We start from the raw sequence: 25,648 nt of genomic DNA, 5'->3' as shown, positions 1-25,648 counted from the left end.
CTTGAACCTTTCAAGCTTTGGGGACAAGATTTAGGGATCTAAAAGCTTGAAAGGTCAAACCAGATTGATGGGTGTATAATTGGGATCATTAGCTCAATCTAAAATTACCTTATTTTTCATTGTGGGCAATTGATTGACCTATCAATTAATGTTGCAATGAGTACTATAATACAAAAAAATAAACTTTGCAACACAAAAGATTTGATGACTGAACTAAAGATACTCCTTATTAAAAAAAGGGTCAATTATTTTGTTTCGAAAACCGAAATAAGTAAGAAACTGCCGCCAGATGAGCGTTAGTTTCAAGAAAAGAAAACCCATTTCTAAGTGAAAAGAAATAGGTTTGAAAGGGAGCCTTGTATGTTGTTCCCTGATTACACGAGAACAAACGCAAATTTTTTGTTAGTTTGTTCCAAAATAATAAGAGGGATGTATACTCTTATTTTTCTTCAAAGGATTGGATAAGCGCCCAATCTACATTTCCGAGTTCTACTTCGATTGTCTCAAGTATGTCCAGTAAATGCTGCTGAAATCCTTCATCGGTCCGGTATTGCTCCGTATAGTTCTTCGTAAATAAAAGAACCCATTCGTACTGAGCATATAGTACGTCTTTTAATGTAAAAGAAGAAGTGGAGGTAATGGTATGAGCATGCTGGTGCAATAATAAACAGTAAGTGAGCAGCTTCTTTAGCTCTTTATTGTTAGGCACGGAGACCAATGAGAAATTGATCTTTAAGTCAGCGTCTAACTCTAAGCGTTGCATATCGTTTCCTCGTTTCCGTTCAGAAGTTCTTGTCTAAAAAAGACTGTAATAATATGGTACAATGAACACAAGGATGAAAGGAAGGTTTTTGAGTCGAAATGGGGGGAGAAGGATGGAAAATAAGTACAATGATTTAATTGGCGATATGTTGAAAAATTCAGGTGATCAAGGTCCTCTGAAAGGGCAAGGAAAACCGCTTAGTCAGGATTATTTTAAGCGGGACGTGTTCCAAAATTTTGAGAAAGTTGCGCGTGATGCCGGTTATTTACCACCGTGGCTTCAGCTTCAAAAGGAAATTTCAGCGCTCGTACGCACCTGCCAAACGGATGAAGAGGTCAACGTGATCAATGAAAAAATTAAGAAACATAACGTTCAATGTCCACCTCCAATGCAAAAAGGCTTCATTAGCTTACAAAACCTTGAACGAGCGAAGAAGATTTGGGAAGAGTAAATGCACGTAAATGGGCTTTGGTTCTTAAATGGAACCGAAGCTATTTTTGAGTGGAAGGAAGGAGACTAGAGGATGAAGCAAGAAGAATTAGTAGCGCTCGTAACACAGTTTGCTGCTGAACATCACTATCGTCTAGTAAATGACGCCGTGCCGTGCGAAGAGCTCGCCGTGGCTTCACAGGAATATATCGAAATGATTGGCGAGGCGAACGTATGGTGTGGGGATATTTTTACGATTTTTATGGAATCTGATCATAAAGCGGAAGTGGTATTTAAAACAGGGTTTACAAATAAGCGCGTGTTAAGGAAGCTTTCAACTATGTACAACTTATCATCAATTGACTGGGAATACGATCAACGAACGGCGCCGCACTGGCATATCGGATTTTGCATTGAAACGATTGAAGAGTTTCACAGGCTATTGGCAGATTTTCAAACGCTCGTCAAAAACGACACAGATCATCCGTCTGAAGATCATCCACAAATGATTTTTAGTGTGGAGGAAGCTTGTATTAATGAGGAAATGTGTACAGTTATTAAAGTGATGGAAAAAGAGGATTGGATTCACTTTCGCACTTTTATGAGGGAATTTGATCATGAATCTCGCATGCTTGCTATTTCTGACATCATGCGCCAATTCCACATTCAACAACATTCTTATTACGGATTGTATTCAAAGCTTCCGTTAGAAGAAGTACGTCAGCAGATCGAGTCACATCCTCATTTTACATATGAAGAAGAGTTAAAACATGCATAAAAGGGGGACTATATAACATAAGCGAAGTTTTTAATAGGCTATATAAATCAAGAAGTTCTTCACCGGGGGGATGATGAATGAAAAAAGTAATCATTGGAGCTTTTGCAATAGGAATCATGACTCTTGTTCTGCTGAAATTCGATCATATGCACGTCTCAGCAGAAGAGGCAATCTCTCACGAAAACAATGTGAAAATTATTGAATCAAAGGATATAAAGAATTACGGAAAAATTGTCTTATTTGAGGACGAAACGTTTCGCACGTTTGGTATTAGCCGCTTAGAAAGAAAGTTTGGTTTTTTGTACCAATCTGATGGGGGGACGTTCGGGTATTCGGTTGAAGCAGGAAAACCGTTCAAAGCAACGGGCATGGGAGATCATAGCCGTTTCGTTGTAGCTATTGAAACGGCACCACGCTCAAAAATTAAATACATAGCGCTTGGAAATCATTTAAAAGGAGTATCCCAGACGGCACCATATCACCTTTCATTAAACGATGTGAAATCACATTCAAAGGTGTACCACGTTCAAAAAGTGAAAAATCGATACGCGCTGTTTGTGCTAAATAAATACACGGAGAGCAACTGGAATATTCGTGCGTTTGACAAGAAAGGACGGCTAGTAGCCGATAAGCTGTTTGCAGGAGAGGCTCGATACGTAAACTGGAAGTAATAATAGAGGAAATAACAAAAACGCGTTGCTAATAAGCGACGCGTTTTTTTCAGTAAAGGTAAGGTAAAATGGTTAACGATTATTGCACAGCGTCAAATGTTGTAATTTTCCACTGTGATCCTACTGATGCAAATGTTACGTGACGTTTTACGCTATCTCCGTCTACAGTTGGAACGGTAAACTCAAATGTACGTGTGCTACCTTGTTTCTTAACAAGCTTTGCTGTTGCATGATCCCAATCAAGCATGCTGAAACCATCACCAACTGGGTGAGCAAGCTTTCCGTTGTATGTCATGTAGTCATAATCTTTTAGTCCTTGTTCAATGCTACCGTTTGTGAACGTTTCGTTTAAGTAGTTTGATAGCTTTTCTTTTGTATCAAACTCTTCACAAAGATAGACGTAATCTGCATCTTTATAGTCGAATGTACGAGGTGTACATGAATTGTCTTTTGAACCGTGTAAAGCATTCCAAAAATGTTCGCTGCCATCTGCTGCAAGAGTAATTGCGTTGTTTGTCGATAATGTTTCTGCCGTTGTTTTTGCTGTTGCTTGTGTATGTAATGTAAAAGAAAGTGCCACCACTGATAAAATAAGTCCAAATCGTTTCATGTCTCGTCCACTCCTAATCGTTATATGTCGTTATCTATGTAACAAATATTGTTTTTATATTTCTTTTGTTACATTTATGTTACAACAAAAAGTAACAATTGAAAAGTAGTTTGCCTATATTTTTTAAAAAAAATTGAGATTTTTAAACATAGATTGATATAAAGGTTGATAATAAAGGCTTTTAAAGGGTTGAGATGTAAATGAAATAACAAAATGATTGAAAAGAAGACGGGTAGAAAAGGGGAGTAATATTACAGTAATGTTACAAAGATGATACAAAACGAAAAATAAGTCTGTAATAAAAAAGAAAACGTGTAGTATTCTTCGCTAGATAGGAAGAGGACAATAACAAGAACAATTAAACGTCCGTATCCTCTATGGAATAAACTTAGTTTGCTTTAATAAAGAGAGCAGATAATAAATCTGAGCTTCCGAATAGCTTTTCTCCATCACTTACATCATTCATTGCCCGCGCATCAATTAACTGAAGTTGATTGAATATGTCTATTAAACGTTCTTTTGTATAGCCAAGCCCACCTTGAAGCGTCCGAAGTTCATAGACTTGCCAATCTGAGAGGGTTGAACCTCCAAATTTCCCTTCTGGAACAAAGCACGTAATGCCAAAATGTCCGCCGGTCTTTAACAAACGTGTAACCAATTTAGTGTATGTAATGCGTCTGTGCGGAGCGAGGTAGTGAAAACAGCCAGAATCATAGATGAAATCATATGCGTCTGTACATAGAGCGGTTTCGAACAGGTTCCCATGAACAAAGCGAATGGAAAGCTTTCGCTCATCTGCTCGTTCTTTTGCCCACTGGATAGACGTGGAGGATAAATCAATTGCATCGACTTCAAATCCCTGTGAAGCTAAAAATAGTGCATTTCGGCCAGCACCACATCCAATGTCTAATACTTTTCTTCCTGTTACGTTTAGGCTTTTCATGTAAGAAACGAGTGTTTCATCAGGATAGTCTGTAAAGATCGGAATAGGTTTCGTTCGGTCCGTATAAAAATCTTCCCGAAAAGGCTCAGGGTCTCGTAGCAGTGAATCAAGCATTTCTAGCACGTCGCTATAACAATCAATCGTATTTTTCAAGAAACCTCACTCCTAATAGTTGGTAACTTAATTGTATTAAATAGGAAGAAAGATGTGGTTACAGTTCCTTTACAGTTAGGTGATAGTTGAAGAAACTAGTAAGTGTTTATAGAGGTAAAACATACCGTTTGAGAGGTCTCTTAGGAGTTCCTGACGACAATAAAGGAAAAGGCGAAGCAATGGTTGAGGTGAAATAAATGTGGAAAACATACCTATTTAATTACCTATTACAGCAAATGAAAAATAAGTAGGTGCCTGTTTACATGACGAATGTTACAAAAATATTACATAAAAAGGATTTATAGGTTTAAATTACCTTTTTTATTTTTGGGTATAAATGGATAAAAATAGCCGTGCTATTCTTTAAAGAAATAACACAGCTACTTGGTAGGGTTTTATTTTAAGGTTATTGGCTAACATGATCGCTCTCTACAAACAGTTCAAGTCCAGGGTGAAATTCTTTTTGATAATGAAGCTCGGTGCAAAACTTTACGGTTGTAGCCTGAAGTGCGTTAGATTTTGACGTATTTAATACTTTTTTGCACTTAGGACAACGTTCGCTAAATAGTGATTGAAATAACTTCATCTCTCTCATCCCTTCTGAATTAAATTCTGATTTGATTAATAATTCATATGTGTTTAATAAGGATTATATGCAGATCAACATAAATTGTCAATAAAAAGTAAAAAATCACCTGCTCACAACAGGATTTTAAGAAAGGAGTGAGGAAGAGTTTAATGAAATTAAAGCTTCGTAATGAGGCAGAACGGGTCTGACAGATACAGTGATTTTATCACCTTATTTTGTATGTAGAGTTATGAAATATAACCAAATATAATAGAAGGTACGAATAGTGTGACGAACATCGTGATCTTGTCGCAAAGGTAACGGAAAAGAACGTGAACGCTTATGTGACAAAAGTTGAAACGAAAAGCGGTCGCCCATAGCTTCATTTAGAAGTGACGGGCGACCGTTTTTTATTTCTTATTTAAACTATCTTTCATTTGTTGTTCGATTTGCTGACGGATTTTCTCGGTTTCTTCGCATAAAACAGCTGCCGTATTTCCACCAACATAGACAGTGTCGCCAACAACTAACGTCTTTTTGAAAATATCCATTGGGTATTCAAATGGTTGACCGTTAACATCAACGACGACAAAGCCATCTTTTACAGCACTTACACTACCTTTAATCATTGTCACATAACCTCGATTTCATCATGTAGTAAAGAGAATAGCTATCATTTTAGCTTCTCTAAAGAATAGATTTGGTAAACGAACGTACTTTTAGTATATGTGGAAAAAAATCAGGTGTAACGGTCATTTTCATTAGTAAACATGCGGAATTTAGCAAAGGGTGAAAAGGAGAGAGCGATGACGCTATTATTCGGATTCAAAGAAAAAGACAGACATTATCGGGAGAGAAAAGGTGTATATGGGGTTATCGTCAATAAGGAAAAGAAAGTGTTGACGGTTAAACATAGCGGTCTTTACTTTCTACCTGGTGGTGGGGTAGAAGGAGGTGAAACGAATGAGCAGTGTTTGCAAAGAGAGATGCTTGAGGAGATCGGTTGTGAAGTCATAAGCCGTACATATATTGGACATGCAAAGCGCTATTTCTATTCTCGCAAAGGAGAGCCGCTTCTTAGTGACGGCTACTTTTACAAAACGTGGATCTCTGAAAGAGTGCAGGAGCCGCTAGAGGATGATCATGAGATATGTTGGTTAAACGTTGAGGAAGCAAAGCAATTACTCTTTCATGATCATCATTTCTGGGCGGTGAAGCACGTATTAAATTAACGGTTGACTGTGACTGCGCTCGTTAGGTAAGTAGTAGGATTCTCTATGATGAAGCGGTCTCCTTCTTGACAAAACTGCTGAAGTAAATACAGATGACCAGCCCCGTAAATAACCAATATTCGATCATCGGGATCAGTAGTAAGCCCAACAATTTTTTTGTAAATGAGCATATTTCGGTAATACCAGTAGTGCATAACCCACTTCGCTCCAATAGGTTCTCCGTTGTACTCAAGCAAGGACATATCTATGTATATTTGGTGCATGCTTTTTACGTATGCAGGTTCGTTCATAAAGGTGAGAGAATCACAAACGGTAGAAGAAAGCTTTTGATTGGCCTCTTTTAACCACTTATCAAAAAAATCCTTAATCTTTTCCGCAATGTCAGAGGAATCTTCATCAATAAATGAAAAAATATCGGGAATACCCTCTTCTTCATTCAAATCTCCTGCATAGATTGTGTCATGTCCTAGCATGTCGGCAAGCTTATAGCCGAGCTGATAGATCTCATTTTTTTGGGGCTTCAGCTCTCCTTTTCGATAGGATTCATACGTTTTAGATAATTCTTTTTGAGCTTTAGATGGATATTCCAAGATAATTTTTGTAGGAGCAAATGCGCTTAATTTTTCTAGTACTTCCTGAATTTCATTTTGTTTGGTGTCTGAAAAGATGTCCATTTCTTCCGTAACTTTGTAATCAGACACCGTAGATGTATCAAAATGATAGGTTCCTAACAGCATAATAGTAGGTTTTTTCATATGACCCCTCTTTTCTTTATTTTTCCATTTTAGTATAAAAGAAAAAGTTAGTAATTAAAAGAATAATCAAAAAAGATAGATTTCAAGTGTTAATGTTAAGGATTATCTATCGAAACCGATAAATAGAAATATTTGCTTTTTTAAGAGAGTAAATGTAATTCAGAAAAAAGAAGGTATTCGATATGAGCAGAGAAACAACATCACGATCAAGGAAAGAGAAGCGGCGTGTGTCTCTTCGAACGAAATGGGTTTTATTCATTTGTATGACAACCTTAATTGCCCTTTTAGGAACGGTGTTTTTTACACAAGTCGTCGTCAAAAACATATTAGAAACGGACAATGATAAGGCCAACAAAACGAACGCTCGAAATGTAGGTGGACAAATTGCGCTTACGCTGCAAAACTACAATCGTTCGTTAGATCAACTAGCGGGGTTAATCTCAGGAGAGTTGCAGAAAAAAGAGCCGATTGAAAAGATCGACCGAATTCTTCAATCAACGAACGAACACAATCGAGACATCATTTCGGCCTATTATATGGATGGCAAGACAGGAAAGCTTCACATTGCACCGTACATAGAATTTAAAAAAGATGTAAATGAAACGAGAACGTACAAAACGCTTGTGGAAAACCCAAAGACGACGTGGATGGATATTTATGAAGATCAAACTTCTCATAAAGTCATGACGTCGATCATTACGCCCGTCATGATAAATGGAAAAATGGTCGGGGCGCTTGGGTATGACGTCGATCTAGGAACGATTGATGCCGCCCGAGAAAATGTTGAAAAATATGCCGGGAATCATATTATCGTCTTAGACTCACAGGGGGTTGCCGTTAGCTCGTTCATTCAAAATGCCGACGGGAAAAATATGAACCCAAAAAACAGTGGGAAGGTCGAAGGAGTGCAGGACGTAATCCGCGATTCAGAGAAATTTGATCGTGCGTACAGCTGGGTGTCTACTTTGTTTGATCAGAACGATCAATCTTTGCAAAGAGTGGAAATTGCTGGTAAGGAATATACGGGACAAGTATCGACTATTCCTGATGTAAAGTGGAAAGTAATTTCACTTACGCCAACCGAAGAATTTGCCTCTAAAATGACTACTGTTCGCCTAACAGGCATTGTATCCATTATTATTGGTCTGCTGATTGGCGCGTTATGTGCCATTTATTTGTCAGGAAAACTTAAAAAGATGATTGCGCAGTTTCAGGTGGCGTTGAAAAGAACGTCAGAGGGAGATTTAATGACCGAGCTTACCGTTCATTCAAACGATGAAATTAAAGATTTGGCGACGAATTACAACGACATGATACGAAATATGCGGGAACTTATACATAAAGTGAATGACAATGTTGCTGCGGTTGATAAAACGACAAGCGGTGTTCATACCATTGCCAATGAAAATAGCAAAGCAATTGGTGAAGTAGCACAGTCCATCAGTGAAATCGCTTCAGGTGCGTCCACGCAATCAAATCAAGTCGAAAAAGGATCACTCGCTATCCAAGATTTAAGTGATGAGATTGTTTCGTTAAATGAGCAGTCAAAGGTAATCGAAGAGGAAATGTCAGGTGCTGCCACGCAAGTAAAAGCAGGAGAAGCAAAAGTTGAAGAGCTAACTAATTCCTATGATCGCCTAGAAAAGGGATTTGCGGATGTGACAAAAATGGTTGCAAACTTGAATAGTAAATCTCAGGTTATTGCGAGTGCAACAGATCATATTTCAAGCATTGCGGAGCAAACGAATTTGCTTGCATTAAACGCTTCTATTGAAGCGGCACGGGCAGGGGAACATGGAAAAGGATTTGCGGTCGTAGCAGATGAGGTGCGTCACTTGGCCGATGATTCAAAGCAAGCCACGAGAAATATCAATGAGGTAATTACGAGTATTCTAGAGGAAAACAATAAGCTAGTTGAGTTGATGAAGGAAACCACTCAAGTAAACGTAGAACAAAAAGAAGCGGTTCAAACGGTGAGTGCATCGATGACGCAAATAACGCAATCATTAAACAAAATGGTTCAGTCCATTCTAGCGGAAGCAGCCTCGATTCAAACAATTAATGAGCAGAAGGACTACGTTGTTGCGATGATCCAAGAAATTAGCGCGGTATCAGAGCAAACGACTGCTTCAGCACAGGAAATTGCCTCTATTGTAGAGGAGCAAGCTGCATCCTCTAGTGAATTAGCACGCTACACAGATCATTTATCACAAACGGTGCAAGAGCTAGACAAAGCGGTAGAAGCTTTTCAACTTCATTAATAAAGAAGCCCTGAGTATTTCTCAGGGCTTTTGTGCATGTATCGATAGTGTTTTCGTCTTCGTTTTCTTCATGCCTTTTTCATTTTTAGTAAAGACATTCCATAAAGGTATAGCGATAAGTATCCAAATCATAATGCTAATGATTCCAGATTCGCCTGTGATTAGCTCCCAACCGTCTTTTTTACTGTAAAACAGCTGCTCCAAAAGTGAACGGCTAAAATTAATAGAGGCATGAAAAATCACAAGCGGCCAAATGCTTTTCGTTTGGAGTCGTACCCACCCCATCACAATTGAAAGAGGGACGATCATGAAGCTAAATAGCATAATATTAACAGAGGTAGTGCCAGATTCGTTGTATCCATTTAAATAAAACGGTAGGTGAAATAGTAGCCACAGTAAGCTTGTAAGAAGAACCGTCATTTTGGTACTTACAACTTTCAGCAGCTGTGTGTGCAAGAGACCTCGCCAACCTATTTCTTCTCCAAATGAGAACAGAAGAAGGGAAAGAAGTGAATAAGCACTTAACGAATGTTGCAGTATGAACCAAAAACGACCTTGTTGCCCATGAAGCCAAGTCGGAAAGCGATCAACGGATGGTAGATCAATATATCCGAGTGACCAAGCAATTAAAAAGCTTATAATGATTGGTACACATGCTAGAAAACCATATAGGTAACTTTTTAAGCTACCAAGGCGAAAGATACCTATTTCCTTTATAAAATCTTTTTTCATAGTCCAAAAAATAAAGACAAAAAAAGTTGAAAAAAGTGGAGTTAGTTGACTAATCGTAACTAGGAACGGGGTATGTGTAAGATTTAATAGAGTGGTGCTGCCAAATACGAGTATGCAGTATGTAAGGACAAGCGTAAGTGGTTTTTTCATTGTTAATCTCCTTTTTCATAAATGATCTACGTTTAGTATAAAAGAATAGATTTACGCTTACCGCATGACAATTCTTACAATAAACTTACATAATTGTAAGGAGGAAATAAATGATCATCTCATGGAACTCTTTTATTCTATGTGTAATAAAGTAGTAAGGAATGATGTTATTAATTAGAGGGGGAAAACTCGTGTTTGAAGAAGTGCTATCACATATCCATCCCATTATCGTTCATTTTCCAATTGGGATTATTATCTTAGCAGTTCTTTATGATTTATATCTTATTTTTATTAAGCGGACATTTTCAGCCAAAAAGGGATATGTTTTATGGGTTATTGCGTTCGTTGCGGCTTGGATTGCCGTAGGAACTGGACCAGAAGAAGATGCGCGCGGAAATACCAATGTGTTTCATCTGCATGAAAATTTGGCGCATCTTACAACTATCGTCGCATTTTTAGTTGCAGCACTCCGCTCGTTTTTTATATGGAAGAAAAAAGAAATGACGAAACGATGGCTTGCTGTTTATTTGGTACTTTCCATTGCCGCTGCCGGTGGCATTTTAGGGGTCGGATATTATGGTGGAAAGATGGTGTATGATCAGGGGGTCAGTGTTAAAATTCATGGAAAATACGTGAATCCACCGAAAAAGGTCCCTCACGATTAAAGGAAATAAAAGGATCATAAAATGTCGATGACTTTAAATTGATATAAGAACATTTGTTCGTTATAATCATTTTAAGGAGATGATGACAGATGAAAAAAATCCTTCAACGAGCATTGGAAAGCGACGCGTCTGTTGAGATAATCTACATGGATGGAAACGGCACGATTACACAGAGAACGATTATAATTCATGACATTCATCCCACTTATATAAAAGCGCTTTGTCTCATGCGAAACCAAACGAGGGTCTTCTCTATTTCAAATATATTGGCTGCAAGCATGACGAAAGCGAAAAGAAAGCTTGCTTAACCTGTTTCTACTCATCAAGCCATGTGTTTATGGTTTGATGGTACATAATGAGGATTTACAAAATGAAGTTATACATCTAGATCACCAAAGTATTGTGTTAGGGGATAATAGTTAGAAAATTATATCTTTTTGTCATTTTGAGAAGGAGATTACCGATTTTTGTCGAATGGTTGACGATAATACGTCACATGTATACATCTTAAGAATCGAGGTAGTGAAAAATGGAAGCAGATTTAACGATCCATTTACATACAAAATATTTAGTGAATGATCAATATGAAGAAATAGACGAAGAGAACCTTACGCTTATTCAAGCAGGGTTGACGCATTTTTTAAGTCAGCTAGCTGAAATGGGTCATTTAGTTATTCAATCTCTTAAACAAGTCCACGTGCCAAATAACTTTGAAAAAGAGGTTCAGTTGTTTGGAAGAATAGTGAATATAGATGAAGAGCAGCCGATTCAAGGTATTGAACAAAGTCTTGCTGTGACCGTTTTTTATACAAACGAAGCAGGGGAAGAAGAGCAGGCGTTGTTTTTACGCTATGAGGGACTTGAGGCCTTGTTTTCACCAACCGATGAATATGCCGAAGCGAGTAAACAAGTGAAGTATGCAATTTATCATGAGCTTGCACGTATCGATCAGTATACGACTCAAAAGCTAGCTGACGATGCCAAACGCAATTTGTTGCCATCGCTTTTAGGAAAGCTGTCTCTTCATACCTGGCAGAAATACTATGCCTCACGAAAGGCCGCGTCCATGTTTGCACCAGGAGATTTGGGGATCGAGTCATTGCATGGGGTGCTGAATTGGTTTTACGACCGAACGGTTTATCATAAAAACAACCATCAAGGAAATTATCATCACTTGCTTAGAAGTATTTATGAAGACATGGGGTATGTACTTTTTATCGCCGCAGCCATTCATGGTAATATTGACGGTCTTCAAGCGAGTGAAGAAAACAAAAAAGAGCTTCGTTCCCAAATTCGTTTATTGTTTGAGGAAAGCTATTGGATGACACATTTTGAAGAGCTAGGAAATGAGCTAAGAACGCTTTTTGCTTCATATCCACATTGGCAAAACGGCAGTGAGCTAGAGAAAATAAACGAAATCATTTTACGTACAATGAATGATTTCGGTGTGTTTCCTGAGGATGCCAAGGAGCAGATATTTATCAGAGTTGAATAAAATGATAGGAAGAGCATTCACTAAGGTGAATGCTTTTTTTTGATGCATTTCGGCACTTATAGGAAGATTGTGAAAAAATAAATAGTTTATGAAGTGAATGATTATGCTTGATTGTCGAACAATTTATTACTATAATGACGTTCTTATCCTAAAGAGAACAGCAAATAAACTACATAATAAAACTAGGAGGAAACGACTTATGGAAAATTTTCAGTATAAAAATCCAACGAAACTTATTTTTGGAAAAGACCAAGTTGGAGCTTTAAAAGAAGAACTTCCTCAATATGGCCGTAACGTATTGCTCGTTTACGGTGGTGGAAGCATTAAGCGAAACGGTCTTTACGATCAAATCAACACCATTTTAGCTGAGCTAGACGTTAATGTACACGAACTGGCCGGAGTGGAACCGAACCCTCGCTTAGCAACCGTTAAAAAAGGAATTGAGATTTGTAAAAATGAACAAATCGACGTTCTACTAGCGGTTGGCGGTGGAAGCGTTATTGACTGTACAAAAGCGATTGCAGCAGGAGCGGTGTATGAAGGAGACGTTTGGGATATTATTAACAAACAGGTAGCAGCAACAAAAGCTCTTCCGTTCGGAACAGTGCTAACGCTTGCAGCAACTGGTTCAGAAATGAATCCTGATTCTGTTATTACAAACTGGGAAACTAATGAGAAATACGTATGGGGTAGCCCAGCGACACACCCAGCGTTCTCCATTCTAGATCCAACGAACACGATGTCGGTTCCGAGAGATCAAACGGTGTACGGCATGGTTGACATGATGAGCCACGTATTTGAACAATATTTCCACAACGTAACAAATACGCCTCTTCAAGACCGTATGTGCTATTCTGTTCTTCAAACAGTGATCGAAACAGCACCAAAACTGCTAGAGGATTTACAAAGCTACACGCATCGTGAAACGATTTTATATTCCGGTACGATTGCCCTTAATGGAACATTGCAAATGGGTTACTTTGGTGACTGGGCATCTCACACGATTGAACATGCTGTATCTGCAGTATACGATATTCCGCATGCAGGTGGCCTTGCGATTTTATTCCCGAACTGGATGAGACACGTGGTGGACCAAGATGTAACACGTATGAAGGGTCTAATGATGAGCATGTTTGACCTTGAAACAGAAGGAAAAAGTGATAAGGAAGTTGCATTAGAAGGAATCGATCGATTGAGTGCATTCTGGTCAAGTCTTGGGGCACCTTCACGACTTGCTGATTACGATATTGGTGAAGATCGTCTAGAGGAAATCGCTGAAATTGCGGCAAAAGAAATGAAGCACGGTGGATTTGGTAACTTCCAATCATTAAACAAAGAAGATATTTTATCTATTTTACGCGCTTCTCTATAAGTCTATACATAAGATCCCCGTATCTTTACCGGGGGTCTTTTTTATTGATAAGGCTAAAAGAGGTGAAAAAAAAGCATAGCTTGGTTTTCATAAAGCTACCAACAAGTTAAACTCCTCTACACTATTTCGTGAAAGAATAGACGGAAAAAAACTCGCATACTCTTTACTGATAATTAGGAAGGGGTGTATAAAATGTTTTTTCATATAAAAGAATTGCAGTACGAAGCAAAACCTATGAAGCCAGATCCGGTGTTCGCAGTAAAGTTGCAGGAGGTGTTAGGTGGACAATACGGGGAAATAAGCGTAATGATGCAGTATTTAATGCAGGGATTCAATTGCCGTGCAGATAAGAAATACCGAGACTTGCTGTTTGATATCGGTACAGAAGAAATTGGGCATGTGGAGATGTTAGCAACAATGATTGCAAGATTATTGGATGATGCACCATTTGAAATTCAGCAAAATGCGTACGACATGGACCCAGCGGTTGCAGCTATTTTAGGAGGAACAAACCCTCAGCATGCCATTGTAGGTGGATTAGGAGCGATGGCAGCTGATGCTCAAGGTTATCCTTGGAATGCAAAATATATTATTTCAAGTGGAAACTTATTAGCGGATTTTCGAGCCAATTTAAACGCAGAATCACAGGGAAGATTACAGGTAACACGCTTATATGGTATGACAGATGATCCTGGCGTAAGGGATCTATTATCCTTTTTAATTGCGAGGGATACATATCACCAAAATCAATGGTATGCTGCAATTAAAGAGATAGAAGAACGAGAAAAGGATATTGTCGTTCCATCCACTTTTCCAAGAGAACTTGAGAAACAAGAAGTGTCCCACACCTTATTTAATTTTTCTCGAGGTGAAGAAAGTAAAAAGGGAAGATGGGCTCACGGCCCAAGTTTTGATGGCCACGGAGAGTATAAATATGAACAGCCGTTTGCAGCTGGGGGAGCACCAATATTAAAGCCTGCGCCACCTGAGTACCATGATACCATTGCACACGATCGAAACGATGAAGATTAAGTAAATGCCTAAAAACACACTTTAAATAAAGGTGTGTTTTTTTATGTATAGAAAATGATGTTGTCGATAAACATAATTCATCCATTTGTGTAAAAAAATGCTATAATAAGTACGGTTTTTTGATCATTTACAAGGATAGGGGAATAACGGAATGTTCTTACGGAGAAAAGGAAAAGGGCAAAAGGATCATTCGCAAGAGTTATATAAAGGAACGATTAATCTTCCAGCAGATCATCCGCTTTGGAAACAGCTCAAGATGATTGAATTCACAGTGGAAGATGCAGGTGTCTTGCAAGAAATTAAACCGCTCATAGTGGAACATATAGGAGGGGTTGTGGAGCAGTTTTATCGTAATCTTGACCATGAAAAGCGCTTAAGCACGATTATTCAAACGTATAGTAGCATTGATAAGCTAAAGCAGACCCTTACAGATCATATTATTGAAATGTTCAATGGGCAAATTGACGAGGCGTTTATTAGCACAAGAATGCGCATTGCACACGTACATGTCCATATTGGTCTGGAACCAAAATGGTACTTGGCGGCTTTTCAAGACTTGTTAAGGTCATTTTTGACGATTTATAAAAGCAATACAACAACAATTGATGACTACGATCGCTACGTTGTTGCAACATCAAAAATATTAAACTTCGAACAGCAGTTGGTTCTGGAGGCGTTTGAAAAAGAAACGATTCGCATACGTAAAAAACAAGAAGAAGAAAAATTGAAGTTAGTAAGAAAGATGGAAGACACGTCCAATCATTTAGCGGATATTTCGACAGAAAACAGCGCTTCTGTCCAGCAGCTTGTAGCACAGTCACATCAGGTAGTAGAGTTTTCACAGAAAGCAACAACGTTAGCCGATGAAGTAGAAAAAAAATCACAAAAAGGAATCTCTCAGCTAAAAGAGCAGCAAAAGGAAATGGAACGGGTTCAAACGTTTATGATGACCATTCAAAAGGAAATGAGAGAACTCCATACCATTTCAGGGAAAATCACTACAATCGTTGGACTCGTTACCTCGATAGCCGACCAAACAAATTTGTTAGCACTGAACGCTGCAATTGAAGCTGCACGAGCAGGAGATGCTGGCAAAGGTTTTTCAGTCGTTGCGAGCGAAGTGCGTAAGTTAGCAGAACAAACCAAGCTGTCGGTAAACGACGTGTCTAATTTAATAGAGGATACCAATAAGCAAATCAACGAGGTGTCAGGTTATATTAAAGAAATAGATGAAACCATTAATCAAGATACAAAAAATATCCAGCATCTTCAAACATTCTTTGAAGGGATTCTCTCCACAATGAATGTTAGTAAACAACACAATGCCGTAGTAGAAAAGCAAATCCATGAATTTGATGGGGCCATTCAACAAATCAGCGCTACCGTTGATCGCGTTTCTACAATTGCACAAGAATTGGTTGATATGAGAAAGAAATAAAGGGTACTTTCACAAAAATATTCTACTAATGTTAATAAATGCTATAATAAAACCGATTTAATTATAAAATGGAATAGGGGTCTATCACATGTTTTTTAATAAGAAAGATAAAAGAGAACATTCCATTCATCAAGTGATTGAAGAAGGTACAATCACGATAAATGCAACAGACGAACTTAATCAGCAGCTGAAGCTTATTAATCTGACAACAAAGGATTTAGGGAGATTAAAAGAAATTAAACCACTTGTTCAAGAACATATCGAGTCGTTGGTGGATAAATTTTATGAGGATATTAACCATAACGGGACATTGGACGAGCTAGTTGAGAAAAATGGTGGTCCAGGCAAGCTAAAGCATTATTTAAAAGGGCATATTGAAGAAGTCTTTTCAGGGTGTATTGACAAAGACTTTGTTCAGAAGCGCCTAAACATTGCACGCTTGAATGTACAAGTCGGCTTGAAGCCAAAATGGTATTTATGTGGATTTCAAAACCTTCTCTGGTCTATTGTTCAAACGTATAAAAATCAAGTTTACCATATAGCTGACTATGAGCAATACATGAGCGCAGTGACAAAAATTCTTAGTCTTGAGCAGCAGCTGGTGCTAGAAGCATACGAGGAAGTAAGAGACAGCATGCATGGGGCAGAAAATAAAAAAAGACAACAGCTGCTTAATCAAATGGACCATACGTCTATTAATCTAGTTGATATTTCAACTGAAAATAGTGCAGCCGTGCAGCAGATTGTGTCACAGTCCACCCAAATTGTTACGTTCTCACAAAAAGCAACAGAAATGGCGAGTGAAGTAGAGATTCGATCAAATAAAGGAATGACACAGCTTCAAAAGCAGTCTGAAGAAATGGAGCAAGTGAAGTGTTTAATGAAAACCATTCAAGAGGAAATGAAAGAACTTAAAGACATTTCAACAAAAATCAACAACATTGTTGGTCTCGTCACGTCTATTGCGGATCAAACAAATCTTCTAGCGCTCAATGCGGCGATTGAGGCAGCACGAGCAGGAGAGGCTGGAAAAGGCTTCTCAGTCGTTGCGAGTGAAGTGAAAAAGTTGGCCGAACAGACCAAAATGTCTGTTAGCGATGTATCTGACCTAATCGAAGCGACAAATAAGCAAATTAGCCAAGTATCAAGTTATATTGAAGAAGTAGATGATTCAATTAGTGAGGATGCGAAGCAGCTTCAGCAACTACGAACATTTTTTGAAGAGATTGTGTCGACGATGAAAGAAACAAAAAATCAAAATGCGCTTGTTGAAGAACAGCTCAATGAATTCGATGAAGCCATTCAACAAATCAGCTCCTCTGTAGAACAAGTTTCCACCATTGCGCAGCAGTTAGTCGAAATGAGAAATGGCGAATAAGCAAAAAAACCTTAGACATGAGCTAAGGTTTTTTACTTTAACAAAATGATAACGTTACCATTTAGGCGTCATGGAAATGTGTAAGGATTTTCTATTAAACTTTTGTCAAAACATCCGAAAAATATATTGTTATCTATATAAAGAAAGAAAAAGTTAGATACATAAACAGGACATCTTAGGAGGATTTGCGTTTGAAAAAAAAATCACTAACCACAAAACTTATTACATCCTTTAGCTTAATTTTACTTGTGCCAACCATTTTAATTGGTATATTCTCTTATGAGAGTTCAAAGGGTGAGCTAGAATCACAAATTGAATCCAGCGCTAATGAAAATGTGCAGTTGCTCAGTCACATGCTAGATTCAATTTTACAGTCGAAAATAGAACAGGTGAATTTTTTAGCAAAAGAGCTCGAACCAGATATGTTCGAGGACCCAGACTATAAGGAAATACATAAGAAATTAAAGAATATACAAACTGCTATTCAAGGGCTTGACTCCGCATATATTGGAACGGAAACAGGGGATTTTATTGATGAACCTGTCAGCGATATGCCAGACGGCTACGATGCAAGGGAGCGTCCTTGGTATAAGCAGGCAATGGACAATAAAGGAAAAACAATCACCACTCCTCCTTATGTGGACGCGTCAAACGGAAACTACGTCATAACTGTTACACGTGCTCTTGATGATGGAAGTGCTGTGATAGGCTTTGATATACAGGTGGAGAATATTAAGGAAACTATTTCTTCTGTGAAAATCGGTAAGAAGGGATATCCTTTTATCACAGATGATAATGGGAAAATTGCCTTTCATCCCACGTTAAAACCTGGTCAGTCGTTAAACAACGAAATCACTAATCAGCTGAAGAGTAGCACAGCAGAAGGTGAATTAAGCTATAAACTTAAAGGGGTCGCAAAGCATATGGTATATGCGACAAACCCGACAACAGGCTGGAAAGTCGCAGGAGTGATGGATCAAAGCGAATCAAAGGAAGCGGCCTCAACTATCTTTAACATTACCTTTTGGATAACAGCCATCGTTTTTGTTATCGGAAGCTTTTGTAACTATTTTATTATTCGCTCTATTATTCTTCCTCTAAGAAGAATGATTGCTGTGACGGCAAAAGTATCCAAGGGGGACTTAAGTGAGAAAATAGATGTAACAGTACAAGATGAAATCGGGCGTCTTGCTGGAAGCTTTAATCATATGATCGATTCATTACGAACGCTTTTAACGAAAATTAACGATTCATCACAGCAACTGGCTTCCTCGACAGAGCAGCTGTTGGCAAGCAGTGAGCAAACAGCTCACACGACGGAAGAGGTAACGACCGCTATCCAAGAGGTAGCAACGGGCGCAGAGGCACAAATGACGAGTGCGGAAGAATCGGCGCGAGCGATGGAGGAAATTTCAACCGGTATTCAGCGGATTGCAGAAAGCTCTAGTGTTGTATCTGAGTCATCTCTTGGGGCCACAGAAAATGCCAAAGAGGGTGGCGATGTCATTCAAACAGCGATTGAACAAATGAAACTCATTCAAGCTTCGACACAAGAGGGCGTGTCGATTGTAAAATTACTTGGATCGCACTCAAAAGAAATTGATGGCATCTTAGCGGTTATTACACAAATATCTGATCAAACGAACCTCCTCGCTCTAAATGCAGCCATTGAGGCAGCTCGTGCCGGAGAACACGGAAAAGGCTTTGCGGTTGTAGCAGATGAGGTTCGAAAGCTTGCCGAGCAGTCTAAAACATCGGCTACACAAATTGCAAGCCTTGTATCTACAATTCAAGGGGATACGATAAAAGCAGTAGCTATCATGGAAAAAGGCCAAAAAGAGGCAGAGTTTGGTTTCGAAGCGGTAAATAATGCAGGACAATCGTTCACAAAAATAGTGCACTCGATTGAGGAAGTGACGATTCAATCTGAAAGCGTAGCGGCTATATCTCAGCAAATTTCAGCTGGCTCAGAAGAGATTACGGCCTCAGTAGAAGAGGTGGCAAGCATTGCAAGTGAAGCAGCAGCAACAACAAACGAAGTGGCAGCTTCCGCTGGAGGGCAGTTAGACGCCATTCAAGAGATTACAACTTCTGTTCAAACGTTAAGTTCACTAGCTTCAGAGCTTCAAAAAACAGTAGATGAATTTAAGATGTAACACAAGAAAAGCTCAGGGAAAATTCCCTGAGCTTTTGATTTAGGATGACTTACGTATTTCTGCTTGTGACGTTTCTTTGACTCGTAGTAACAGCCAAGAAACACCAAAGCTGAGCAGGGCTAGAATCATCGTTCCTCCGTAAATCGTGTGCACACCTGCCGATAAAATATCATGAAGCTGTGATAGCTGGTTTTGTGGAACACCGTGAGCTTCAAAGGACGAGTTAAGGTTAAGATCAGCTGACCCAACCTTTTTCGCTTCTGACAGTGTAACCAAATTAAAAATTGTGCCAAATACAGCCGAACCGAGCGTTTGACTAAACGTGTTGGTGAACGTGTTAAGAGCAACAGCAACGCCACGTTTTTTCGCCGTTACAGACGCTTGAATAATGAGCATGAAAATAGGTGTAATAATTCCCATACCGAGACCTAGCACGCCAACAGCCACGTAAATTAAAAAGGCTGGTGAATGGCTAGATACGGAAAATAACACAACGGATGCGATGCTGACAATGGCTGTTCCGAGTGTAATGATCCAGTTGGCTTTTAATCGTCCAACAAGATGACCGGAAATAATGGCACCAAACGTCCAGCAAATTGGCATCGGCATTAGGACGAATCCTGCTGCTGTAGCGCTTTTCCCCATTACGCCCTGGCTCCAAATCGGTAAATACACGGTGATACTAATTACAACAGCACCGACTAGCAAGGTCAGAATATTTACGATGAGCACACTCTTATTCGCAAATAAGTTGAGTGGAATTAATGGCTCTGGTGATTTTTTTTCGATAAAGAAAAAGCCGATATACGTTACAACGGCGACAGCAAAGAGGGCAATAATTAACGGGCTTCCCCAGTTTTGATGCTGACTTCCTGTAAGCAATGCGTATAAAAAGGCGATGGTTCCGATCGAGAATGTAACGGCTCCAATATAATCAATGTAGTGCTTTTCTTTCGTAACTTGCTCTTTGTAATTCGTTGCCAAAATAAAAAAGGCAATGAGTCCAAACGGCACGTTCAAAAAGAAAATATAGCGCCATGTTAAGGAGTCTACTAGAAACCCACCAAGAAGCGGACCAATGACGCCAGAAACTCCCCAGACCGCACTAATCCATCCTTGCGCTTTTGCGCGATCCTTTGCCTCTGAGTAAAGGTCCCCGATAATAGTCATCGTAACAGGCATGACTGCACCTGCACCAATTCCTTGAATAGCGCGGTAAAAAATTAATTGTCCCATTGAAAATGCGAGTCCACATAGAACGGAACCGACTAAGAAAATAATAATACCCGTTAAAATAACTTTTTTACGTCCGAACAAATCGGCAAGCTTTCCGTAAATGGGTGTAGAAACCGCTGTTGCAAGCATATAGATTGCATACACCCAGCTCACTAATTCAATCCCTGATAAGTCGCTTGTGATCCGCGGAACTGCTGTGCTGACAATCGTTCCTTCCATTGCTGCGAGTACCGTTACGAGCAGCAAGGCTCCCATGATTTTTTTTCTCATTGAAATAACTCCCCCTTTAGACCACAACTAGATATGTAGACATGCTCTTTGATCATGAACCATGAAAGGAATGACTCCTCATAGAACCTTGCAATTCACAATCATAGTAGGAGGTAAGCTATTCTGTGTATGTAACGAAGCTTCATCTTCTATTATTATCTGACTTGCAAACGCATGACCAAAAAAACATTTTACCATTAAATGTTTAAAAAAAGTAGAGAGCGTTTTAAAAATGTGAATTTCTATCTATTGTTTAATCATTATTAAATCGACCTGTCCTTTATTGCTTAGCAAAAGAAAGTAACCATTGTATTCAAGAACGTGCTGTGGAGCATGCTTAAGTTTTGTTTGTTGCACCAATTCTCCGTTCTCTATATCGAGCTGAATCAACAAGCCTTTTTCGCCACCAACACATAATCTGTGATTAACGACTGCGAGAGGAGAGGTGAGTCGTTGGTTCATGTCTTTCTCCCATATTATAGTGAACTGATTGGTGACTTGATCGTATGTGACTTTCCTGATGGTACCGTTCTCCGTACTAACGAATAGATCATTTCCGTCTATAATAGGTTCTGTATAAATAGAATCCCCAACGTTTAGAGAACTCACCATCTCCCCATTCTCTGCACCTAATAAATAAAGGACACCTTTTGTATGTTTTCACTTATATTCCTCCTTCATTCTTTTATTGTAGTCGATGAAAGAATTGAAATGTAATAGATAATAAGAAGGGGTTTTGAGAGAAAACCTGTTGGTCCGTGACGGGTGGCGAGCTTCCTTTCTCTACGCGATTCTACGAAAGGAATGGATTAAAAAGGGAAGTCTTGTTGAACGAAAGAACTTCCCTACATGAATTGATTCCCTTTCATCCATCTTGTGAGGAGCTTAATCACGGCTGCGATTCCCATCCCTAGACCAATGAAGATCCCAGAAATGGCGATAAGGAGCGAGATGTACTCAAAAAATGAATAATGAAGCATTCGGTGCCAATGGATACTACCTTTCCAATCATCGATCACCAAGTTCATTCCGTAAATTCCGGAAATGACGGTATAAATCGTCATAATAAATAATAGATAGTTGTGCCGCTTATCAATTAACTTCTCCTGATTTTGGTACAGGCTCAGCAGCGTTTCTTTTACTTCCATATAGATGGAGTCAATATGAAACACTTCTTTGAATTTTTCAGCAAACTCTTGGCCCTCCGTACGAGAGCTAATTTCCGAAAAGAGGTACTTTGCTGAAAACACCGAGATCGAACTAATAAGTCCTTCAATTTCATCTTCATCCTTTTGAAATCGAAGCAATGAATGTTCGTAGGAAAGCTTCAAGAGAACGACTTTGTAATAAAAGTGAAGCAACAGGTTGTAATAATGTTGCCCTAACATTCCGCTTGCGAGCACTTCCTCTTGATCGTCTTTTTCATGTGTGAGACAGCAAAAAACGTGGTCGCTCGTAACGTAATAGGTATGCGGAGCCCAGCGGTCATACACTTGTTTTTTATTTATTTTTTCAATATAAGAAGGGTTCGTTGCAGCGACATGAATCCTTCCTCTCTCATCGTAGCCATTTACATTTCCTACGCGGTACAGATGAACATCATTAATGGATTCAAAATCCTTCACTGAGATGTAGCCGATTACGTACATCCGTTCATCAACGAAGTAGGGAAGGCTACCAAAATACGCAGCGTCTTCTACTTCACGTTCATCAACAAACGATACGAGAAACGGACAGAGATGATAGAAGATCAGCTCTTGAACTTTTTCATACACCTGGTCGTCCACACAAACCTTTGAGCCTTTTTGTTCGGCTAGCTTTGGCTCAAGTACGCGAAAGTGATTCATAAAGTCAAGGGTATCTGTTAAAACCATCTTCTCTTTTGTTTGCTGAACACGGATGTTGATCATTCCAATATGGTAAGGGCAAATAAAAATATCAATCGACAAAATTTCAAACGAAATAGGATCATTGCGTGTTTCAAGAATTCCCGTGCACTGAAGGGGTTTTGAAAAACGGTGGAAGCCATCTGATTCATGAGCAGATGGAAATAAAATTTGTTCTATGTATGGTAAAAAATATTGATCCAAATCAAAATGTGAGACGTGATGATGAGGTCCATAAAATTGTGTTTCTAAATTTTGATCTTTTAGTGAAAAGTGCGTATAATGCTCCTCTTTCAATCGTTCCATGAGGTGTTTCCTACGCTCTTTTTTGAATGAAAAAGGGAAGATAAATTGAGTAATGGATTTTTCAATCTCAATTTCTTTGTTGTAATCCTCCTCATGTACCGGACACATCTTCACTCCCCCTTGCATGGATTTTATCCTTATAGACTACCCAAAGGAAACGAAAAAAAAACAGAAGCCGAGACACCTCGGCTTCTGTTTTAGTGAATAGAGCGATACACGCCAATTACTTTTCCTAAGATGGAAACATTTCGTAAAATAATCGGCTCCATCGTAGAGTTTTCAGGCTGTAAGCGGATGTAGTTTTGTTCTTTAAAGAAACGTTTGACTGTTGCCTCGTTTTCTTCTGTCATCGCAACAACGATGTCTCCGTTGTTAGCGGTTTGCTGCTGACGAACAATGACCATATCGCCATTCAAAATACCAGCTTCAATCATACTGTTCCCCATAATTTCAAGCATGAACACATGCTCATCAGGTGACACATATTTATCTGGTAAAGGGAAGTACTCTTCCACATTTTCAATGGCTGTAATGGGTTGTCCAGCTGTTACTTTACCAATAACGGGAACATTTACAACGTTACTTTGTGGAATTTTTGTTGCTTCATCTAAGTCTAAAATTTCAATTGCGCGCGGTTTGGTTGGATCTCTGCGAATAAGCCCTTTGCTTTCTAATCGTGCAAGGTGTCCGTGTACAGTTGAGCTAGACGCTAGTCCGACAGCTTCACCGATCTCACGCACAGAGGGTGGATAACCTTTTGAACGCACTTCTTCTTTTATAAAATTCAATATGTCCTGCTGACGTTTCGAAAGTTTTGTCAAGCTAAACACCTCTTTTCTACCTCTTATTAGGTAAAATTATATCACGTCATTTCATAATATACAAACATAAGTTCGAAAAAAATCGTTGACTTGAAACGTATGTTCGAATTAAAATAAGAACATATATTCTTGTCGAGGTGATGAATTTGAAGAAACATTTACAATCTATTAAGTTTTATTCATTCTTCTTTATCTTTATAGCTTTATTTACATATACAGTCACGGCTGCTGCGGGTGAGACAAACATAGAAAAATACGCTACAATTACCGTGTCCTCTGGTGATTCTTTATGGGGGTTATCCCGCGAATATAAGGACTATCATAAAATGTCTTCAACAGACTTTATTGAGTGGGTATGTTCAAACAATCAATTAAAGGGCGACACCATTCATCCTGGAGACAAAATACATATTCCGGTGTTGAAAAAGAAAATACCAGCTTCTGTTGTGCTGGCTGAATAAGAACGTCGAAAGTAGTGAGGTATGTGAAAGCTATTATTTATTGCCGCGTCAGTACGGAAAAGCAGGCGCAGGAAACATCATTGCAAAGGCAACAAGAAGAATTGCTACAACTGGCAACCGAATACAATTTTGAGGTCGTAAAAGTTATTCAAGAAAAAGCAAGCGGTTATGACATTGATCGTGAGGGAATCAATGAACTCATTCATTTAATTAGTGAGGAAAAGGTAGAAGTATTACTCGTTCAAGATGAAACGAGAATGGGAAGAGGGCATGCAAAGATTGCTCTTCTTCACTGGCTCTTACAGCAAAATGTGCAGATTTATACAATTAGCCATCAAGGCAAGCTTCAGCTGTCGGAATCCGATTCAATGGTGCTTGAGATCATTAGTATTGTGGAGGAATATCAGCGGAAGATTCATAACATGAAAATTAAGCGTGGAATGAAGCGGGCAGTTGAACGTGGCTATCGACCCGAAAAGAATTTGAAAAATCTACACGTTAACTCAGGAAGAGACAAAATAGAAGTGCCTATCGAGGAGATTGTCAGACTGCGTCAAAACAAATTAACCTTTGCCGATATTGCGGCCACATTAAGAGGGTTTGGTTACGATGTATCAAAGGCAACCGTTCATCGTCGCTATCAAGACTACGTAAATTCTCAGGGCGATGACTTGCCAAAATAATCGCCTCTATAGTAAGATGGCTACACAATCCACATGAAGGAGTAGTCAGTTATGCTTTCACAAGATAAAATTGCCCGCATTAACCTGCTAGCGAATAAGGCTAAAGCTGAAGGGTTAACACCTGCTGAAGCAAAAGAGCAAAAAAAGCTGCGTGAAGAATATATTAAGTCATTCCGTAAGTCGATGACAAACTCACTGCATTCCGTGAAGGTCGTTGATCCAAACGGGAATGATGTAACACCTAAAAAATTAAAAGAGAGTCAAAAGAGACGCAATATGCATTGATTTTGACTAAGAATGAGGATGGTTCCGTAAAAAATACTTTGCTGGAGTCATCCTTATTTGTATAATTTCTTTCTTTTTCACAAAAAATGTGTGAGTGAACTATTGTACAAATTTAAGAA

The 25,648-nt window shown here is 38.9% G+C and carries 27 protein-coding genes; 16 read left to right on the top strand and 11 right to left on the bottom strand.

Going from position 1 to position 25,648, the window contains the following annotated elements:
- Positions 1 to 439 precede the first annotated feature (439 nt).
- Positions 440 to 763: a hypothetical protein gene (locus tag AMD01_RS11475; protein WP_053401538.1), complete on the bottom strand. Its 324-nt coding sequence runs from the start codon at positions 761 to 763 to the stop codon at positions 440 to 442.
- Between the two features lie 112 nt (positions 764 to 875).
- On the opposite strand from AMD01_RS11475, the gene AMD01_RS11470 reads away from it, so the two are divergent.
- From AMD01_RS11470 to AMD01_RS11460, 3 genes are all read left to right on the top strand, one after another.
- Positions 876 to 1,214, top strand: a complete 339-nt coding sequence (locus tag AMD01_RS11470) for a DnaJ family domain-containing protein (RefSeq protein WP_053401537.1) — start codon at positions 876 to 878, stop codon at positions 1,212 to 1,214.
- 72 nt (positions 1,215 to 1,286) lie between these two features.
- Positions 1,287 to 1,970, top strand: a complete 684-nt coding sequence (locus tag AMD01_RS11465; RefSeq protein ID WP_053401536.1) for a hypothetical protein — start codon at positions 1,287 to 1,289, stop codon at positions 1,968 to 1,970.
- 77 nt (positions 1,971 to 2,047) lie between these two features.
- The gene (locus AMD01_RS11460) at positions 2,048 to 2,641 is read left to right on the top strand and encodes a hypothetical protein (protein ID WP_053401535.1); all 594 of its coding nucleotides are present in this window, start codon (positions 2,048 to 2,050) and stop codon (positions 2,639 to 2,641) included.
- 79 nt (positions 2,642 to 2,720) lie between these two features.
- On the opposite strand, the gene AMD01_RS11455 is transcribed toward AMD01_RS11460, so the two are convergent.
- The 4 genes from AMD01_RS11455 to AMD01_RS11440 form a co-directional block, all read right to left on the bottom strand.
- The gene (locus AMD01_RS11455; protein WP_053401534.1) at positions 2,721 to 3,251 is read right to left on the bottom strand and encodes an IseA DL-endopeptidase inhibitor family protein; all 531 of its coding nucleotides are present in this window, start codon (positions 3,249 to 3,251) and stop codon (positions 2,721 to 2,723) included.
- A gap of 388 nt (positions 3,252 to 3,639) precedes the next feature.
- Positions 3,640 to 4,347, bottom strand: coding sequence for a class I SAM-dependent methyltransferase (locus AMD01_RS11450; protein WP_053401533.1), 708 nt, complete (start codon positions 4,345 to 4,347; stop codon positions 3,640 to 3,642).
- A gap of 406 nt (positions 4,348 to 4,753) precedes the next feature.
- A complete protein-coding gene (locus AMD01_RS11445; protein ID WP_053401532.1) occupies positions 4,754 to 4,933 on the bottom strand; it encodes a hypothetical protein in 180 nt (59 codons plus the stop codon).
- Positions 4,934 to 5,325: 392 nt separating this feature from the next.
- Positions 5,326 to 5,544, bottom strand: coding sequence for a hypothetical protein (locus tag AMD01_RS11440; RefSeq protein ID WP_053401531.1), 219 nt, complete (start codon positions 5,542 to 5,544; stop codon positions 5,326 to 5,328).
- Positions 5,545 to 5,685: 141 nt separating this feature from the next.
- On the opposite strand from AMD01_RS11440, the gene AMD01_RS11435 reads away from it, so the two are divergent.
- A complete protein-coding gene (locus AMD01_RS11435; RefSeq protein ID WP_245638932.1) occupies positions 5,686 to 6,147 on the top strand; it encodes an NUDIX hydrolase in 462 nt (153 codons plus the stop codon).
- Here AMD01_RS11435 and AMD01_RS11430 read toward each other — a convergent pair.
- Complete coding sequence (locus AMD01_RS11430; RefSeq protein ID WP_053401529.1) at positions 6,144 to 6,902, bottom strand: DUF5694 domain-containing protein; 759 nt, start codon at positions 6,900 to 6,902, stop codon at positions 6,144 to 6,146. The genes AMD01_RS11435 and AMD01_RS11430 overlap by 4 nt on opposite strands.
- A gap of 182 nt (positions 6,903 to 7,084) precedes the next feature.
- On the opposite strand from AMD01_RS11430, the gene AMD01_RS11425 reads away from it, so the two are divergent.
- Positions 7,085 to 9,163: a methyl-accepting chemotaxis protein gene (locus AMD01_RS11425; RefSeq protein ID WP_053401528.1), complete on the top strand. Its 2,079-nt coding sequence runs from the start codon at positions 7,085 to 7,087 to the stop codon at positions 9,161 to 9,163.
- A 21-nt stretch (positions 9,164 to 9,184) separates the two neighbouring features.
- On the opposite strand, the gene AMD01_RS11420 is transcribed toward AMD01_RS11425, so the two are convergent.
- The gene (locus AMD01_RS11420; RefSeq protein WP_053401527.1) at positions 9,185 to 10,045 is read right to left on the bottom strand and encodes a CPBP family intramembrane glutamic endopeptidase; all 861 of its coding nucleotides are present in this window, start codon (positions 10,043 to 10,045) and stop codon (positions 9,185 to 9,187) included.
- A gap of 191 nt (positions 10,046 to 10,236) precedes the next feature.
- Here AMD01_RS11420 and AMD01_RS11415 point away from each other — a divergent pair, with 191 nt between their 5' ends.
- The 8 genes from AMD01_RS11415 (at position 10,237) to AMD01_RS11380 (ending at position 19,581) form a co-directional block, all read left to right on the top strand.
- Positions 10,237 to 10,710, top strand: a complete 474-nt coding sequence (locus AMD01_RS11415) for a DUF2231 domain-containing protein (RefSeq protein ID WP_053401526.1) — start codon at positions 10,237 to 10,239, stop codon at positions 10,708 to 10,710.
- Positions 10,711 to 10,799: 89 nt separating this feature from the next.
- Positions 10,800 to 11,018 (top strand): hypothetical protein, encoded by a 219-nt coding sequence (locus tag AMD01_RS11410; RefSeq protein WP_053401525.1) that lies wholly within the window; start codon positions 10,800 to 10,802, stop codon positions 11,016 to 11,018.
- Positions 11,019 to 11,239: 221 nt separating this feature from the next.
- On the top strand, positions 11,240 to 12,205 hold the full coding sequence (locus AMD01_RS11405) for a hypothetical protein (protein WP_053401524.1): 966 nt from the start codon (positions 11,240 to 11,242) through the stop codon (positions 12,203 to 12,205).
- A 199-nt stretch (positions 12,206 to 12,404) separates the two neighbouring features.
- Positions 12,405 to 13,577: an iron-containing alcohol dehydrogenase gene (locus AMD01_RS11400; protein WP_053401523.1), complete on the top strand. Its 1,173-nt coding sequence runs from the start codon at positions 12,405 to 12,407 to the stop codon at positions 13,575 to 13,577.
- A gap of 192 nt (positions 13,578 to 13,769) precedes the next feature.
- Positions 13,770 to 14,609: a manganese catalase gene (locus AMD01_RS11395; RefSeq protein WP_053401522.1), complete on the top strand. Its 840-nt coding sequence runs from the start codon at positions 13,770 to 13,772 to the stop codon at positions 14,607 to 14,609.
- A gap of 151 nt (positions 14,610 to 14,760) precedes the next feature.
- A complete protein-coding gene (locus AMD01_RS25085; protein WP_053401521.1) occupies positions 14,761 to 16,047 on the top strand; it encodes a globin-coupled sensor protein in 1,287 nt (428 codons plus the stop codon).
- Between the two features lie 88 nt (positions 16,048 to 16,135).
- Positions 16,136 to 17,425, top strand: a complete 1,290-nt coding sequence (locus AMD01_RS11385) for a globin-coupled sensor protein (RefSeq protein ID WP_053401520.1) — start codon at positions 16,136 to 16,138, stop codon at positions 17,423 to 17,425.
- Between the two features lie 191 nt (positions 17,426 to 17,616).
- Positions 17,617 to 19,581, top strand: coding sequence for a methyl-accepting chemotaxis protein (locus AMD01_RS11380; protein WP_053401519.1), 1,965 nt, complete (start codon positions 17,617 to 17,619; stop codon positions 19,579 to 19,581).
- A 39-nt stretch (positions 19,582 to 19,620) separates the two neighbouring features.
- Here AMD01_RS11380 and AMD01_RS11375 read toward each other — a convergent pair whose 3' ends face one another.
- The 4 genes from AMD01_RS11375 to lexA form a co-directional block, all read right to left on the bottom strand.
- Positions 19,621 to 21,087 carry an MDR family MFS transporter gene (locus AMD01_RS11375; RefSeq protein WP_053401518.1) on the bottom strand — a complete coding sequence of 489 codons (1,467 nt, stop codon included), beginning with the start codon at positions 21,085 to 21,087 and terminating at the stop codon, positions 19,621 to 19,623.
- A gap of 246 nt (positions 21,088 to 21,333) precedes the next feature.
- A complete protein-coding gene (locus AMD01_RS11370; RefSeq protein WP_053401517.1) occupies positions 21,334 to 21,699 on the bottom strand; it encodes an outer membrane protein assembly factor BamB family protein in 366 nt (121 codons plus the stop codon).
- Between the two features lie 233 nt (positions 21,700 to 21,932).
- Positions 21,933 to 23,387 carry a magnesium transporter CorA family protein gene (locus AMD01_RS11365; RefSeq protein ID WP_053401516.1) on the bottom strand — a complete coding sequence of 485 codons (1,455 nt, stop codon included), beginning with the start codon at positions 23,385 to 23,387 and terminating at the stop codon, positions 21,933 to 21,935.
- Positions 23,388 to 23,476: 89 nt separating this feature from the next.
- The gene (gene lexA, locus AMD01_RS11360) at positions 23,477 to 24,100 is read right to left on the bottom strand and encodes a transcriptional repressor LexA (RefSeq protein ID WP_053401515.1); all 624 of its coding nucleotides are present in this window, start codon (positions 24,098 to 24,100) and stop codon (positions 23,477 to 23,479) included.
- 140 nt (positions 24,101 to 24,240) lie between these two features.
- On the opposite strand from lexA, the gene yneA reads away from it, so the two are divergent.
- The 3 genes from yneA to AMD01_RS11345 are packed head-to-tail and all read left to right on the top strand — an operon-like array spanning position 24,241 to position 25,529.
- A complete protein-coding gene (gene yneA / locus AMD01_RS11355; protein ID WP_083446522.1) occupies positions 24,241 to 24,561 on the top strand; it encodes a cell division suppressor protein YneA in 321 nt (106 codons plus the stop codon).
- Between the two features lie 23 nt (positions 24,562 to 24,584).
- The gene (locus tag AMD01_RS11350) at positions 24,585 to 25,244 is read left to right on the top strand and encodes a YneB family resolvase-like protein (RefSeq protein ID WP_053401513.1); all 660 of its coding nucleotides are present in this window, start codon (positions 24,585 to 24,587) and stop codon (positions 25,242 to 25,244) included.
- A 51-nt stretch (positions 25,245 to 25,295) separates the two neighbouring features.
- The gene (locus AMD01_RS11345; RefSeq protein ID WP_053401512.1) at positions 25,296 to 25,529 is read left to right on the top strand and encodes a DUF896 domain-containing protein; all 234 of its coding nucleotides are present in this window, start codon (positions 25,296 to 25,298) and stop codon (positions 25,527 to 25,529) included.
- Positions 25,530 to 25,648 lie beyond the last annotated feature (119 nt).

This window comes from Priestia koreensis, assembly GCF_001274935.1.
Classification (GTDB): domain Bacteria; phylum Bacillota; class Bacilli; order Bacillales; family Bacillaceae_H; genus Bacillus_AG; species Bacillus_AG koreensis.
The sequence above is the reverse complement of the archived record's forward strand: the minus strand, read 5'-3'. Positions and strand labels throughout refer to the sequence as shown.

What these genes read in the sequence shown, in the direction of transcription:
- AMD01_RS11475 (WP_053401538.1), bottom strand. Translation starts at nt 763, where the DNA reads ATGCAACGCTTAGAGTTAGACGCTGACTTAAAGATCAATTTCTCATTG.
- AMD01_RS11470 (WP_053401537.1), top strand. Translation starts at nt 876, where the DNA reads ATGGAAAATAAGTACAATGATTTAATTGGCGATATGTTGAAAAATTCA.
- AMD01_RS11465 (WP_053401536.1), top strand. Translation starts at nt 1,287, where the DNA reads ATGAAGCAAGAAGAATTAGTAGCGCTCGTAACACAGTTTGCTGCTGAA.
- AMD01_RS11460 (WP_053401535.1), top strand. Translation starts at nt 2,048, where the DNA reads ATGAAAAAAGTAATCATTGGAGCTTTTGCAATAGGAATCATGACTCTT.
- AMD01_RS11455 (WP_053401534.1), bottom strand. Translation starts at nt 3,251, where the DNA reads ATGAAACGATTTGGACTTATTTTATCAGTGGTGGCACTTTCTTTTACA.
- AMD01_RS11445 (WP_053401532.1), bottom strand. Translation starts at nt 4,933, where the DNA reads ATGAAGTTATTTCAATCACTATTTAGCGAACGTTGTCCTAAGTGCAAA.
- AMD01_RS11440 (WP_053401531.1), bottom strand. Translation starts at nt 5,544, where the DNA reads ATGATTAAAGGTAGTGTAAGTGCTGTAAAAGATGGCTTTGTCGTCGTT.
- AMD01_RS11435 (WP_245638932.1), top strand. Translation starts at nt 5,686, where the DNA reads ATGCGGAATTTAGCAAAGGGTGAAAAGGAGAGAGCGATGACGCTATTA.
- AMD01_RS11430 (WP_053401529.1), bottom strand. Translation starts at nt 6,902, where the DNA reads ATGAAAAAACCTACTATTATGCTGTTAGGAACCTATCATTTTGATACA.
- AMD01_RS11425 (WP_053401528.1), top strand. Translation starts at nt 7,085, where the DNA reads ATGAGCAGAGAAACAACATCACGATCAAGGAAAGAGAAGCGGCGTGTG.
- AMD01_RS11420 (WP_053401527.1), bottom strand. Translation starts at nt 10,045, where the DNA reads ATGAAAAAACCACTTACGCTTGTCCTTACATACTGCATACTCGTATTT.
- AMD01_RS11410 (WP_053401525.1), top strand. Translation starts at nt 10,800, where the DNA reads ATGAAAAAAATCCTTCAACGAGCATTGGAAAGCGACGCGTCTGTTGAG.
- AMD01_RS11405 (WP_053401524.1), top strand. Translation starts at nt 11,240, where the DNA reads ATGGAAGCAGATTTAACGATCCATTTACATACAAAATATTTAGTGAAT.
- AMD01_RS11400 (WP_053401523.1), top strand. Translation starts at nt 12,405, where the DNA reads ATGGAAAATTTTCAGTATAAAAATCCAACGAAACTTATTTTTGGAAAA.
- AMD01_RS11395 (WP_053401522.1), top strand. Translation starts at nt 13,770, where the DNA reads ATGTTTTTTCATATAAAAGAATTGCAGTACGAAGCAAAACCTATGAAG.
- AMD01_RS25085 (WP_053401521.1), top strand. Translation starts at nt 14,761, where the DNA reads ATGTTCTTACGGAGAAAAGGAAAAGGGCAAAAGGATCATTCGCAAGAG.
- AMD01_RS11385 (WP_053401520.1), top strand. Translation starts at nt 16,136, where the DNA reads ATGTTTTTTAATAAGAAAGATAAAAGAGAACATTCCATTCATCAAGTG.
- AMD01_RS11375 (WP_053401518.1), bottom strand. Translation starts at nt 21,087, where the DNA reads ATGAGAAAAAAAATCATGGGAGCCTTGCTGCTCGTAACGGTACTCGCA.
- AMD01_RS11370 (WP_053401517.1), bottom strand. Translation starts at nt 21,699, where the DNA reads ATGGTGAGTTCTCTAAACGTTGGGGATTCTATTTATACAGAACCTATT.
- AMD01_RS11365 (WP_053401516.1), bottom strand. Translation starts at nt 23,387, where the DNA reads ATGTGTCCGGTACATGAGGAGGATTACAACAAAGAAATTGAGATTGAA.
- yneA (WP_083446522.1), top strand. Translation starts at nt 24,241, where the DNA reads ATGAATTTGAAGAAACATTTACAATCTATTAAGTTTTATTCATTCTTC.
- AMD01_RS11345 (WP_053401512.1), top strand. Translation starts at nt 25,296, where the DNA reads ATGCTTTCACAAGATAAAATTGCCCGCATTAACCTGCTAGCGAATAAG.